The organism is Listeria sp. MAN/IMW/UF464 (assembly GCF_058683955.1).
The window spans coordinates 132,027-146,342 of the sequence record NZ_JBZWZP010000002.1; the positions used below are offsets into that span (position 1 = coordinate 132,027).

Genomic DNA, 14,316 nt, shown 5'->3' on the forward strand with positions numbered 1-14,316 from the left:
GATGAAAAAAATAGCTGTCCTATTATTGGTGTTATTACTTTTTTTAGTTGGTTGCGGGAATGAAGAAGCGGTTCAAAAGTCCGAACAAAAACCGGAGAATAATCCTAAAATTGTCGCTACTACTGTAGCAATTACGGAAATTATGGATAAACTAGACTTGCCGCTTGTTGGAATTCCGACTAGTTCTAAAAAACTTCCGGAACGGTATTCTGATGTAAAGGAAACAGGGTCGCCTATGGGGCCAGATTTAGAAGTTATTCGGATGTTAAAGCCAGATATGGTTCTTTCCACAAAAACGCTAGAAGCCGACTTAAAAGCGGGTTTTGAGGGTGCTGATTTAAACGCGGACTTTTTAGATTTTACAAGTATTGATTCTATGCAGGCTGAAATTAAGAAACTTGGTACAGAATTTGATCGCACCAAGGAAGCGAGTAAACTAAATAACGATTTAACAAGTGAGATTGACAAGGTGAAGGCGAATGTAGCTAAAAAGAAAAAGCCAACTGTACTAATACTTATGGGCGTTCCGGGAAGCTATTTGGTTGTAACTGAACATGCTTATATTGGCGACTTGGTCAAACTTGCTGGTGGAGAAAATGTGATTACGAACCAAAAGGTAGAATACTTGGCTTCTAATACAGAATACTTACAAAGCGCTAATCCAGATATTATTTTACGAGCTGCACATGGTATGCCCGCAGAAGTAGTAAAAATGTTCGATGAGGAATTTAAAACAAATGATATTTGGAAACATTTTGATGCTGTGAAAAATAATCGTGTATATGACTTGGATGAAAATTTATTTGGGATGACGGCTAGTTTAAACGCTCCAGAAGCACTACGCGAAATGGAAAAGATGCTTTATGACAATTAAACAAAAAAGCTATTTTGGTGCAGTTGTTGTTTTGCTCTTTGGGACGATTTTATGGGCTGTTCAGGCGGGAAGTTTGCAGATGTCTATTCCGGATTTTTTAAGAGGTCTTTTTAGTGGTGGAAATGAGATGGTGGATGTTGTAATTGATTTGCGTTTTCCGCGGATTATTATTGCCTTGCTCGCTGGGGCGGCGCTTTCGGTTTCTGGCTTGTTGCTTCAAGCTGTGATGAGAAATCCACTTGCTGATGCTGGTGTGATTGGTATTTCAGCGGGGGCGAAGTTTTTTAGTTTTGTTATCATTTTATTTTTACCGGAATTGTATTTTTGGTTGCCACTTTTTTCTTTTATTGGTGGGGCTCTTGCTTGTTTTTTAGTCTTTTTATTTAGTTATCGTTCTGATTTTAATCCACTTCGTTTCATTATCATAGGTATTGCAATTAATGCGGTTTTTACAGGGCTGAGTGATGCGTTATCATCTCAAGTAGCGCTTGTTTCTAGCCAATCTGCGAGCAGTGCAGCTAGCCTTGCAATGAAAAAATGGTCTGATGTTGAGACATTGGTAATCTATGTAACGATTGGGCTTATTTGTGCGCTGGTACTTGCTAAATGGTGTAATGTATTAGGTCTTGAGAATAAAATGGCTAGAGGTTTTGGCGTTCCAGTTAATAAAACGAGGATATGGCTTGCGCTGATTGCTGTCCTACTTGCTTCAATTACAACAGCAGTCGTCGGTGTTATAGCGTTTGTAGGTTTACTCGTACCTCATATTGCTAGAAAATTAGTTGGTGGTAATTATCAAATTTTAGTTCCATTTTCGATTTTATTTGGTGCTTTATTGCTATTATTTGCTGATACACTTGGCAGAACGTTATTTCAACAAATGGAAATTCCAGCTTCAGTAATTATGCTCATTATCGGCGGTCCATTCTTAATCTTTTTAATGCGAAAGGGTGATTTTTATGGAAGTAAGGGACGTTAGTTTTAGTTATAATGGAACAGATGCGATTTTGAAAAATGTCTCATTTACTATCCAAAAAAATAAAATCAATACGATTGTTGGACCAAATGGTAGTGGGAAATCTACTTTATTAGAAATTTTGGCAAGGCTTCTTTCTCCTAAGTCAGGAGAAGTTTTATTAGAAGGAAAATCGATTTTTGAATGGAAAGCGAAAGAATTTGCGCAAAATGTAGCAATTGTTCATCAAAATAATATTCTTCCGAGTGAATTAACGGTCAAAGAATTGCTTTATTTTGGCAGACTTCCTTATAAAAACTGGCGAATGACACGAACAAAAGCGGATGACGTAGCTGTAGAAAAAGCTTTGAAGCAAACGGAGCTAAGTGAAAAAGCAGAGAAATTTGTTGATAGTTTGTCTGGTGGGGAACGGCAACGTGTTTTCATTGCGACTGCGTTAGCGCAAGATACGCCTATTTTGCTTTTGGATGAGCCGACGACATTTCTTGATATGTACTTTCAGCTGGAAATTTTAGAGTTGGTAAAGCGTTTGAATCAAGAGGGAAATTTGACTATTGTTATGATTTTACATGATTTGAACCAAGCGCTTACGTATAGCGATCAATTAGTTGTTATGAAAAACGGAGAAGTGGTAGCGAAAGGGAATCCTGAGACTTTACTAACAACAGAGCTAATAGCAGAAACGTATGGAGTTGTTGCAGAGGTGCTTTGTGACGCGAAAACAGGGAAATACATTGTTCCTCAGAAGCGAAAGGAGTTTTAGAACGTGAAAATGAAGTCGTTTTTGGGGAAAAGCCTGACTTTAGTTGTATTAGCTGTGTTTCTTTTTTCTGGTTGGAAAATCGGTGCAGAACTTTATGAAAATAACCATAACCGTACAATATTAGATGATGCGAAGGCGGTCTACACGAAAGAAGTGACTACGACTAATGTGAACGGCGAAGTGAGAGATGAACTTAAAGCTTTGCAAAAATTGAACAAGGATATGGCTGGTTGGCTAACGATTGCTGATACAGAAATTGATTACCCGATTTTGCAAAGTACGGACAATGACTATTATTTGCATCATAATTACAAAAATGAAAAAGCAAGAGCGGGAAGTATTTTTAAAGATTATCGGAATACGAATGAGTTTTTGGACAAGAATACGATTATTTACGGGCATAATATGAAGGATGGCTCGATGTTTGCGGATTTACGAAAATACTTGGACAAAGATTTCTTGGCGGCACATCCAACATTTTCGTATGAATCAGGCCTTGCGAATTATGAAGTAGAAATTTTTGCTGTGTATGAAACGACGACTGATTTCTATTATATTGAAACGGAATTTCCAGAACCAAAAGACTTTGACAATTATCTGCAAAAAGTGAAGCAACAATCTATTTATCAATCAGATGTCAAAGTAAGCGGCAAGGACCGAATTATTACACTTTCTACTTGCGATACTGAAAAAGATTATGAAAAAGGACGCATGGTTATTCAAGGAAAACTAGTAGCAAAATGAAAAAGCGCCAAAATAGGATAATTTTTGGGGCTTTTTTATTTTTTTGAAAGGGTGCGAACGATGAAATTATATCAATTAACCGATAATTATTTACGGGTGCAAGAACTTTTGGAAGAAAATAAAACCGAGGCTGTGGAAGATACGTTAGATGCGCTCACAGATGGTTTTCATGATAAAGCAGAAAATATCGTTAAAATAATTAAATCATTAGCAGCAGATGCCGAAATGGCAGGAAAAGAAGCAAAACGGCTTTTAAAACGAAAACAAGCATTAGAAAATAATGTTCAGAAATTAAAAAACTATTTACAAACAGAAATGGAACGAATGGAAATTAGAAAAATAAATAGTACACTTTTCACGATTCAAATACAGAAGAATCCAGCGAGTGTCGAAATAGTGGATGAAGCTTTGCTAAAACCGTTCTTTTTACTACAAGAACCTAAAATTGATAAAAAGCGAATTGCAGAAATACTAAAATCTGGTGAAGAAGTAAAAGTGCTAGGTTAGTAGAAAGCGAATCGATTCGAATAAGATAAATAAAACAACCAAAATCGTTAAAGTTTTTAATGATTTTGGTTGTTTTTGTTAATAATAACTATTTAAATAAGCTAAAACGTAAGATAGTTCACATTTTTGTAACAAACTGTCCCTTTTTTTGCATCTTGGGAACATTTCACGGTTTCCTCCTATGAAATAATTAATGTTAAGTAAACAAAGGAGGAGCGGATGTGAATCGTTTGAAAAATTTAGTAACTATATTAATTTGTACTTTGCTTATAGTGGCACTTCTTCCGTTTTCTGTTTGGGCAGAAGATAAAGAAGGAGTTGAAACGAACGTAGGGGAAGCAGCTACGGAAGAAAAGGTTACGCAGGAAACGACTTCAAATGAAACTACAGGGGAGCCTTTGAAAGAAACGACAGTAAATGAACCAATAAGCACGAAATCATTTCCCACTGGGAATTATTCTGGGGACTTTAGTATTAATTCTCAAAAAGACGTGATTGAGTCTGGTCAGACAGTGAACTATAACATCTATTTAAAAATAACTGGACCAAACACAAGTTATAAAAATGCTAAATTGGTAATCAATTTACCGAAAAATGGGGAATTCACTCAATCATTAAGTGAACTTAAGATTGCCGGAGTAGCACCTAGTTATAACAAGACAACTCGTCAGCTTGTATACAAATACCAAACACTAAATAGTGGTGTGGTTGATAAAGTCATTCTCAAGCTGTCTACGAAAAATGGTTATACGCCAAATGGAACGAAATTAGAAGTAACAGGGGAATTTAGCGCGGATAATTTATCAGAAAAAGTAACGGAGCAAGCTGAAACAACCGTGAATGCAACAGCCACAACAGCTTTGTCAAATGAATTTACGAAAGTGGAAAATAGTATCAATAATAATCCAAGCCAAGGAGATATTGGGATTTGGTCTTTCAACTTAAATATACCGAAAAAGTCTACAGGTAGCCTTTTTATTGAAGAGGGAAAGAAGATTATTATTGAATATACGTTAGCGGATAAGCTAGATTATTTGGGAGTAGCAGGGGATACACCGGAGCCAACAAAAATCGAAGGACAAAAACTAACTTGGGAAATTGCAGCACCTACATATTTGGAACAAGAAAAAGCAACTAGTTTACTTAATAAGACTTTCCAAATTAGAACGTTCTTCCAAACAAGCATACCGAATTTTTCGACTGTAGAAAACAAAGCGGTTGCAACAACGAACTTTATTACTTTAACTGATAGCATTGTGGATACTTCAAAAGCATCAGTTTCAGTTTCTGCAAGTGATCCAGCGACAATTCCGCCAACTATCGGAAGCGTCTATGCTCCAGCCCACAGAGGGCCAGTCGATGAAAATTGGGGAATTGCTACTGCGACTGGAAATCCAGATATAAAAGCATATGATAGTGCGAAATTAGGTTTTAGTTTGATGCTAAATTCGGCAATGAATGACTCACCTTCATATGACTTCATCTACTATGATGTTTACTACAATATTGATGATAATTTAAATCTAGATTATTTCCGAAGTGGCGATTTTTATTTTAAACCAAATGTTAATTATCCTGGTTGGCCGCAGCTGAAAAAATCACCTAAATATAATTTACTCGTAAAATATGATGGTGATAATGACTGGACTACGTTAAAAGAAGATATAGAGCTGAGCAAAATGTATTCAAGAAAAGATCTTGGAATTCCAGATGATAAACATGTGAGTAAAGTATGGCTTCATTTCACATATGCACCAGCTGGCATGTACAGCGCAGATTTATCTTTCTTTACAACAGTCAAAGAAGGCTATGTGGGAGAAGTTAGAAATACCACGAAAATTAATATGTACGGCGCAGATAGTCAAGGTTATATCCATTACTTCGATGATACAAATCCTTGGCCGGAAAATTGGCAAAAATATGCTGGAGACCGGACGGCTCAAATCATACCGCAACCAATTGGGAAAAATAAATTTGTCCAAGGATCGGTTGCATTTGATGATACCGATGGAAATTTGATTAACGTTGGCGATAATTCAGTTTCAGTTAATTTAGAAAGCAATAAAGCTTCTATTTCACGATTAACAGGTCCTTTTGAAGCGATGGTTCTTTTACCTTCTGGCGTAAAAATGAAAAACACGGATCAACAAGGCTTTAATGTCAGCGTGTTAAATAGTAATTACCAAAATTCAGGACGCCAATTACTAAAAGTCAAATGGGACAAAAAGACGCTTTTACCAGCAGAAAAATTAACTGCAAAAATTAATGTGACCGTATCAAAAGACACTCCAAGTAATATGTCTGTTGAAATGTTTGGATTCTTGCAGGATACAGATTTTAATGTGCCAGAAGTGACAGGAACTCCAACCATTTCTGATACAAAAATGGAAATTGACTCAAATGACATTAATCAAAATGGGAATTCAGAAGAGTCTAGAATCACATCAGGAAACCATTACATTTTAAATACGAGTAACCATTTAAAAATTAGTAAAAAAGCTAAAGGTAATCTCGATAAAGGATACAGCGGACTGGCAAATGCCACAACAAATTCCATCGTATCGTATCAATTATTACTAGAAAATGATTCGGACGAAAAAATAGCCAACATGGTATTAATGGATGTTTTACCAAGTGAAAAAGATTTAGGAATTACAGATAACAGCGAACGTGGTAGTAAATTCAATTTGGAGCTAACGAAAGCAGTAGCAATTCCAAATGAATGGAAAGATAAGGTCGAAGTAACTTATAGTACTGCCAAAAACCCTAAACGTGCGGGCGTTCTCGATAAGCACACGATTTATCCAACTGGTTCAGAACCTCTAGTTGATAACCGAGAAGCAACAGAAGCAGATTGGCTAACCGCATCAGAAGTACAAGATTGGTCCCAAATTCACTCTTTTAAAATGGAGCTAAAAGAAGGTATTGAGTGGATTCCTGGGAAATCCATGAAAATTCAATTTGATTTAAAAACACCAAAGAAAAACCAAATAGATAAGGAACTTTTAAATCAGCAAACAAAAAAAGAAGACCGAGCTGCATGGAATTCTTTTGCTGTTGCTGTAAATAATTCTCAAGTAATTGAGCCGGCCCAAGTAGGAGTGGCTTTAGATGATAGTGTTGCGCTAGTTACGGTGCAATATGTTGATCAAAACCACAAACAAATTGCCAGCCCAGAAACACTAACAGGAGCTTACGGAGAAAAATTCACTGCAAAACAGAAGAAAATTACTAACTACACCCTTGTAAAAACACCCGCGAATGTAAGTGGAACATTTAACGAAAAAGCACAGACAGTTACTTTTGTTTATCAAAAAGTGACAGCCGGAAACATCATTGTCGATTATGTTGATAAAAATGATGAAAAATTAGCTGATTCGATTGTTTTAACAGGAAAATTAAATTCAAGTTATCAAACTTCAGCAAAAAAAATCTCGGGATACAAATTGTATCAAACACCCAAAAATGCAACTGGGAAATTTTTAGATACCTCACAAAAAGTAACGTATGTGTATGAAAAAGCCAGCACGTTTTCAATATCCTCTAATAAAGGGGCTGACAATGTGGAAAAATCGGCAAAACTACCACAAACGGGAGATTCTAAGAAAACTAATTTATGGTTTATTCTTGGAATGCTATTGCTATCAAGCACTTTTGTGATTATGAAGAAAAAATGATTTCACCAGTGTTTTAAACGTTTTTTAGGTGTTTATGATTAGTTTTGTTCACTAAAAAGACACATATTATTTTATATTTTCGCAAAAAGTGATTATTGGGTGCATTTGTTTGTTACAATTCAACAAGTCTATAAGGGATTTAACAACAGTTAGAAATAGATTATAGGAGGACAAAACGCAGTGAAAAATATCAGACAATGGAAAAAACTAGTTATTGCAATGGTTATTGGCTTGCTAGTATTCCAAAACGTTTCACCTGTACTAGCTACAATGACAGACGATGAAACAGCAAAAACAACATTAAAAATTACCAAAGAAGATAAAGATACAAAAGAAAAAATCAACGGTTCTACCTTTGAAATAAAGAATAAAGAAACGGGCAAAACAAACAATTTAACAATCAGCGCAAATGGTGAGACGACTATGGATTCACTTTTACCTGGTGACTATCTTGTTAAAGAAAAAGTTGCGCCAAAAGGTTACACACTAGATGAAAAAGAATACAGTGTAACTTTAGCAGAAAAAGAAGAAGTGATTACTTCGGTTTCAGCAAAAGAGCAAGAAGAAACAACGAAAGAAGCAGCAACACCAACACCGGTTAAAAAAGCAACACAAAATGCAAATCTAAAAGCAGCCATTACAGACAATATTTTTAACAAAGTAACGCTAAAAGATGGTAATGGCGATGAAATCAACACTTCAGACCGGATTCAAAATGGTAGCGGTGTTGTGCTTAACATGAATTTTGCATTCTCTGGAAAAAATTATAAAGCGGGGGATACGTTTACAACCGTTTTACCAGATGCTTTCAACTTTGGGAATAAAAACCTAAGTGGGAACTTCTTACCTTCCACAGAAGCAGAATGGACACTTGACGTTAAAACGCGTGAACTTACGATTACTTTCTTAAAAGATGGAATTCAAGAAGGCGATTATGATGTGAATATCAGTACAGCCTTCAAAGTATTTACATCAACAGAAGAAACAATACAAGAAGTTGTTTTCAAGACAGCTGGGAAAGATACTGTTTATCAAATCGAAGTAGTTCCAGTTGTTACGTACCCAACTACAGTATCTGTTACAGCAAATCCAGGAGTTGTTAATCCAACAAAAGGACAAGTTGATGCCAAGTTCAACTTAACAAAAGAAAAAGATGCTAAGGGTGAGCTGAAACTTAATGATTATGCTTCTGGTGGAACAACAACTATTGATAAAGATACCATCAAAGTATATTCGAGTGATGTTAGTGCTGGGGGAACCTTCATTGGTACGAAAAAATTACTTGTTGAAGGAACAGATTATACATTGACATATTCTTCGACAGCTTTAGTAGTTTCGCTTAATGGTGGGCTTGCTGGGAAAGGCTACCAAGTAACATATGACCGCACAATCAATAAACCAAGTGATTCACTTTCGTACATGTCTACCCAAGCTTACACGGTTGGAGATTCTGGTATACTATCAACTAATTCTTCTTATGTCTATTTAGCGATGACCAATTACAAACATTTGGAGAAAAAAGCTACTTATAATGGTACGACACAAAGTATTGATTGGGTAATTAATTTCAACTATGACCAAGATGAAATTTCTCCTACTACTGTACTTACCGATGTGTTAGCAGATAATGATGTAGAGTATGTTGCAGATTCACTCAAAATCAAACGCGTAACATTTAATACGACAACTGGTGTGCCAATTATTGGTAGTGATGCATCAAGCGACTGGACAACATCAACAATCTCAAATAATGGGAATTTTAATTTAACGTATAAAAACACTAATACAAACGCATATCAAATCACTTATTCTACTAAAATAACTGATTTTAAAGATCGTAAAATTAAAAATGAAATTACGGATGAAAATGGCGTTTCAGCTGATGCAACCATTGCTATTCAACCTGATTTGCTGAAAAAAGAAGCAGGAAGCATTGATTACTTCAATAATACAATGAGTTGGAAAATCACTGCTAATTCAGACAAAATTAAAATGGATAATCTTAACATTACAGATAAATTTTCTACAGGTATAAAAAGCCTGAAAAGCTATACTGTTCGTGCTTATACAGATAATTTCACTAGCGTAGTATTAACAGAAGGAAAAGACTTTACTATTAATGAGAATGTCACTCCAGCAGGGTTTTATATACAATTAATTGGTGATTATGCTTCTACAGATAAAAAAATTGTAGTAGATATTGTTACTAATATTGATTTGTCTGATGTGACGAAGACGATTGATAATAAAGCGTTTATCTCTTACTATGATGGGGGAACTATCAAATATGTGGAAGAAATAACTGCTTCAGCTACACCAGATGCGAAAATGATGACAAATGGTGGGAAATACGGTGCGTACAATTCAACAACAGGAAATATAGATTGGATTGTTTCTGCAAATGCGATGGCGAAAAGCTACGATAACTTGATTTTTGATGACACAATCCCGACTGGATTAACATATGTAGAAGGCTCTTTACAATATCGTAATGTGGAGTCATCAACTGAAATGATGAGTTTACAAATTCCACTTAATTCTACTGGGACATTGGCCAAAGCAGGGGATAAAAATTATCCAACCAAAGTAGATACAACTGGCAATAAAATACATTTAGAATTTGCCAATTTAGACAACACTCGTGTATTTATTAAATATAGTACAAAACCAGATGAAAATTGGTATTTCTATAAATATGTGACGAATATAGCAGAAGTTACTGATAATGGTACAGATAAGCACACATATTCTTATCAAGCCTATGCGAGTAAAGTTTTCAATGCGATGACAAAAACAGCTTCCATTGATTCAACTTATAATAATAAAGTTAACTGGACTGTAACACTTAATAATATTTCAAAAGATCGTCCTATTAATAACCCAACAATTACTGATACGATGAAAAACGGAACAACAGGAGCGCAAGTTGTAAAAAGTAGTTTTAGAGTAATTAATGAAACAACTGGGGACGATATTGACTCAAAATACTATGATATAACGTTTACAGATAAAGATTTCACCATCCAGTTTAAAGATTACAAAGCAACAGACCCAATCAAAGTAACCTATAGTACAGTTAGTTTGATGTCAGGTTTGATTAGTAACACGGCTACAACAGCATCACCTGACTATGGTAGTCTCCCAATGTCATACAAATCTAGAACAACGAATATTTCTCCAGCCTTCACCATTGGTAGTGGCAGCGGGACGGCGACAATTGGTTCACTTGAAATTACCAAAGTTGATAAAAAAGATAATACGAAAAAACTAACAGGAGCTAAATTCCAACTTTACACGCCTGAAGGAGATAAAGCTGGGCAAGAAGCAACAACTGATTCAGAAGGGAAAATCGTCATGGACGGCCTTCAATCAGGAAAATATAAACTAGTTGAAACAGCAGCGCCAACAGGATATACAATTAGTGATGAATACAAAGATGGTAAAGAAATCACGATTACTGCTGATGTAGCGACGAGCGTTACAATTGAAAACACAGAACAAACTGGTAGCGCGGTTCTGCAAAAAGAAGATAGTGTAACAAAAGATGCTATCTCTGGCGCAGAATTCGAATTGCAAACAGCAGACGGAACTAAAGTATCCGAAAACTTAGTAACAGACGCAGACGGTAAAATCGAAGTAAACGATTTAGCACCAGGGGATTATCAATTTGTAGAAACGAAAGCACCAACAGGCTATGTACTTGATGCAACACCAACGAAATTCACGGTGGAATTCAACCAAACAGCGGCAGTAGTTGTAACAAAAGAAAACACAGCCAAAGCTGGCAGCGTAGTTCTAACAAAACAAGACAGCGCAACAAAAGCTACGATAGCCGGAGCAGAATTTGAATTACAAAAAGCAGACGGAACTAAAGTATCCGAAAACTTAGTAACAGATGCTGACGGTAAAATCGAAGTAAATGATTTAGCACCAGGGGATTATCAATTTGTAGAAACAAAAGCTGCGGCAGGCTATGTATTAGATTCAACACCAAGCGAATTCACAATTGAATTTAACCAAGATAAAGCAGCAGTTGTAACAAAAGAAAACACAGCCAAAGCTGGTAGCGTAGTTCTAACAAAACAAGACAGCGCAACAAAAGCTACGATAGCCGGAGCAGAATTTGAATTACAAAAAGCAGACGGAACTAAAGTATCCGAAAACTTAGTAACAGATGTTGACGGTAAAATCGAAGTAAACGATTTAGCACCAGGGGATTATCAATTTGTAGAAACAAAAGCTGCGGCAGGCTATGTGTTAGATACAACACCAACGAAATTCAAAGTGGAGTTCAACCAAACATCAGTAGTAGATGTAACAAAAGAAAACACAGCCAAAGCTGGTAGCGTAGTTCTAACAAAACAAGACAGCGTAACAAAAGCAGCGCTATCTGATGCGGAATTTGAACTACAAACTGCTACTGGAACTAAAGTAAAAGATAATCTTACTACGAATGCAAGTGGTGAGATAGAAGTAGCTGATTTAGCACCAGGCGATTACAAGTTTGTAGAAACAAAAGCACCAACAGGCTACGAATTAGATGCTACACCAGTTACATTTACTATCGAATTTAACCAAGCGACTGCAGTCAAAGTAACGAAAGAAAATGTTGCGAAAACTGGTAGTGTAGTTCTTACTAAACTAGATAGTAAATCAAAAAGTAATTTAGCTGGGGCAGAGTTTGAATTACAAACAAAACTTGGTGTCAGTTTGAAAGATAAGGTAGTGACAGAAGCAAATGGTCAGTTGCAAATTGATAACTTAGCACCAGGCGACTACCAATTAGTAGAAACAAAAGCACCAACAGGTTATGAGCTTGATGCAACACCAGTTGAATTCACCATTGAATTTAACCAAAAAGATGCAGTTCAAGTGACTAAAACGAATAAAATGTCTACTGGATCAGTTGTGTTAACTAAAACTGATGGGCAAACAAAAGCCCCTCTTGCAGACGCAACATTCAAATTAGTAGACGCAGATAATAACGTCACAGAAAATCTAACAACAGATGCTTCTGGTAAACTGGAAATAACTAATTTAGCCCCTGGTGATTATCAATTAATTGAAACGAAAGCACCAAAAGGTTATGAATTAGATACCGTTCCAGTCGATGTGAAAATCGATTTTGATCAAAATCAAGTGCTTCAAGTAACTAAAACAAATATTAAAACTGTTGTAAGCGGCAAGGTAATAGCTGAATTTGTTGATACAAAAGGAAATGTATTAGCAGAACAAGAGATTCATACAGGTATAGTCGGGGAGGAATATGTAACCAAAGCGAAATCCATCGCAGGTTATAAACTAACGAAAGATCCTACGAATAAAGTTGGCCTATACAAAGAAGCAGATCAAAAAGTAACCTTTGTATATGAGAAAAATAAATCATCACTCGTTGTTGATCCTACTAAACCAATTAAACCTTCTAAACCAACTAAACCAGTAAAACCAACAGTAAACCCTTCAAAACCAGCTACAGTGAAAAAAGCACAAAGTCTCCCTTCAACAGGAGATAATTCACTAGCTAATCTAATCATTACAGGATTATTCGCTAGTGCACTTGGATTTTTCTTACTAAGAAAATCAAAAAAAGTAAACAAATAAAACAATAAAAAAGCTATCCTAAGAAATTTAGGATAGCTTTTTCATTTAAATCCAAGCATCTTCTTCATTTTTCGTTAAAAGCATTTGAATACCTCGAACAATATTAAAGATAAACAATCCAACAATAGCTATTAGTGTAAATATAAATAAGCTACCGGTAACGAAAAATGATACATTTGCGAGTAAGCCGCCGTTTGTCAAAGCTGTAACGAAAACACTGGAGAAACATAGAACACCAGCGATAGTCGGAATAATGTGAGTTAGTAATGCAACTTTAGCATGATGAGTAACATCCTCTGATTTAGCAAAAATCCAAATCAATACTGGCACAATAACTGGTGCAAAGAGGATACTAAAATAACTTAAAGCATTTAAAATACGATGATCATTCATAATCAACACACCTTTCTAAGATGTCTTTATTATAGCAAGGCTAGGATTATGAAGCCCTCGTTTCAAGTTACAAAGAAGGAAAATAATATAACAAATATGTAAGAATTATACGACTTTGTTTTTAGCCTGAATAATATGAAGAAGTTGCTCTGACATAAACGCCGGCGAATGAGCAAAATTTTCTTCGGCCCAAAAAACAATCATGCCGAAAATCGCATGCGCTTGATAAGACGCAAGTAACATGGGCTCTATACTCGAACTATCAGCTGAATAATCAAAGTCATTCAAAATCAGTTCTCGAATAACGTCACAAACTTGATTTTGAAAACTGGGACGGATTGTAGATTTTATAACTTGTGTATAAAAAGCTTGATGACCATAAACATGATCAAAAATTTTTATCATGGAAGGTGTAAGTGTTTGAATGGAAAAAGGCGTCTTATGTGTATACGGGTCTTGATACGCTTTTTGTAAATCAGCCAGCACTTCATCAATGATGCTATCTAAAAGTTCTTCTTTGTCACGGTAATGTTTATAGAACGTGCCTCGGTTAACATCTGCTACTGTAACAATATCCGTAATCGTAATCTGTTGAAAAGGTCTTTCATCAAGAAGAGTAAATAAAACTTGGTTTAAGGCTTGCTTTGTTTTTTTAATCCTTCTATCCATCATTTGAAACTCCCATCCGAGAAAAATTTCCTATTACTATACATATAACGCAAAAGTGTTGCTTAATCAACAAAACAGGCTTTCTTTACATATTGAAAGCGCTTTATATCGG

The 14,316-nt window shown here is 35.7% G+C and carries 8 protein-coding genes and 1 pseudogene; 7 read left to right on the plus strand and 2 right to left on the minus strand.

Annotated features, from left to right (window positions below; genetic code table 11):
- The first annotated feature begins 1 nt into the window (after position 1).
- The 7 genes and pseudogenes from isdE to AC4PG0_RS07915 all read left to right on the plus strand — a co-directional run bounded on the left by isdE (position 2) and on the right by AC4PG0_RS07915 (position 13,142).
- The gene (gene isdE, locus AC4PG0_RS07885) at positions 2-874 is read left to right on the plus strand and encodes a heme ABC transporter substrate-binding protein IsdE (protein ID WP_492167711.1); all 873 of its coding nucleotides are present in this window, start codon (positions 2-4) and stop codon (positions 872-874) included.
- Positions 864-1,853 (plus strand): FecCD family ABC transporter permease, encoded by a 990-nt coding sequence (locus AC4PG0_RS07890; RefSeq protein ID WP_003769796.1) that lies wholly within the window; start codon positions 864-866, stop codon positions 1,851-1,853. The genes isdE and AC4PG0_RS07890 overlap by 11 nt, the downstream gene beginning before the upstream one ends.
- Positions 1,834-2,613 (plus strand): ABC transporter ATP-binding protein, encoded by a 780-nt coding sequence (locus AC4PG0_RS07895; RefSeq protein ID WP_194317349.1) that lies wholly within the window; start codon positions 1,834-1,836, stop codon positions 2,611-2,613. The genes AC4PG0_RS07890 and AC4PG0_RS07895 overlap by 20 nt, the downstream gene beginning before the upstream one ends.
- Positions 2,614-2,616: 3 nt before the next feature.
- Positions 2,617-3,357, plus strand: coding sequence for a class B sortase (srtB, locus tag AC4PG0_RS07900; RefSeq protein ID WP_033533812.1), 741 nt, complete (start codon positions 2,617-2,619; stop codon positions 3,355-3,357).
- A 60-nt stretch (positions 3,358-3,417) separates the two neighbouring features.
- Positions 3,418-3,893 (plus strand): annotated as a pseudogene (locus tag AC4PG0_RS07905) (siphovirus Gp157 family protein).
- A gap of 192 nt (positions 3,894-4,085) precedes the next feature.
- Positions 4,086-7,541, plus strand: a complete 3,456-nt coding sequence (locus tag AC4PG0_RS07910) for a MucBP domain-containing protein (RefSeq protein ID WP_492167710.1) — start codon at positions 4,086-4,088, stop codon at positions 7,539-7,541.
- A 180-nt stretch (positions 7,542-7,721) separates the two neighbouring features.
- Positions 7,722-13,142 (plus strand): SpaA isopeptide-forming pilin-related protein, encoded by a 5,421-nt coding sequence (locus AC4PG0_RS07915; protein WP_492167709.1) that lies wholly within the window; start codon positions 7,722-7,724, stop codon positions 13,140-13,142.
- 45 nt (positions 13,143-13,187) lie between these two features.
- On the opposite strand, the gene AC4PG0_RS07920 is transcribed toward AC4PG0_RS07915, so the two are convergent.
- Complete coding sequence (locus AC4PG0_RS07920; protein WP_003724594.1) at positions 13,188-13,535, minus strand: magnetosome magnetite crystal formation protein family; 348 nt, start codon at positions 13,533-13,535, stop codon at positions 13,188-13,190.
- A 105-nt stretch (positions 13,536-13,640) separates the two neighbouring features.
- Positions 13,641-14,204, minus strand: coding sequence for a TetR/AcrR family transcriptional regulator (locus AC4PG0_RS07925; protein ID WP_492167752.1), 564 nt, complete (start codon positions 14,202-14,204; stop codon positions 13,641-13,643).
- Positions 14,205-14,316: the final 112 nt, after the last annotated feature.

What these genes read in the sequence shown, in the direction of transcription:
- isdE (WP_492167711.1), top strand. Translation starts at nt 2, where the DNA reads ATGAAAAAAATAGCTGTCCTATTATTGGTGTTATTACTTTTTTTAGTT.
- AC4PG0_RS07890 (WP_003769796.1), top strand. Translation starts at nt 864, where the DNA reads ATGACAATTAAACAAAAAAGCTATTTTGGTGCAGTTGTTGTTTTGCTC.
- AC4PG0_RS07895 (WP_194317349.1), top strand. Translation starts at nt 1,834, where the DNA reads ATGGAAGTAAGGGACGTTAGTTTTAGTTATAATGGAACAGATGCGATT.
- AC4PG0_RS07920 (WP_003724594.1), bottom strand. Translation starts at nt 13,535, where the DNA reads ATGAATGATCATCGTATTTTAAATGCTTTAAGTTATTTTAGTATCCTC.
- AC4PG0_RS07925 (WP_492167752.1), bottom strand. Translation starts at nt 14,204, where the DNA reads ATGGATAGAAGGATTAAAAAAACAAAGCAAGCCTTAAACCAAGTTTTA.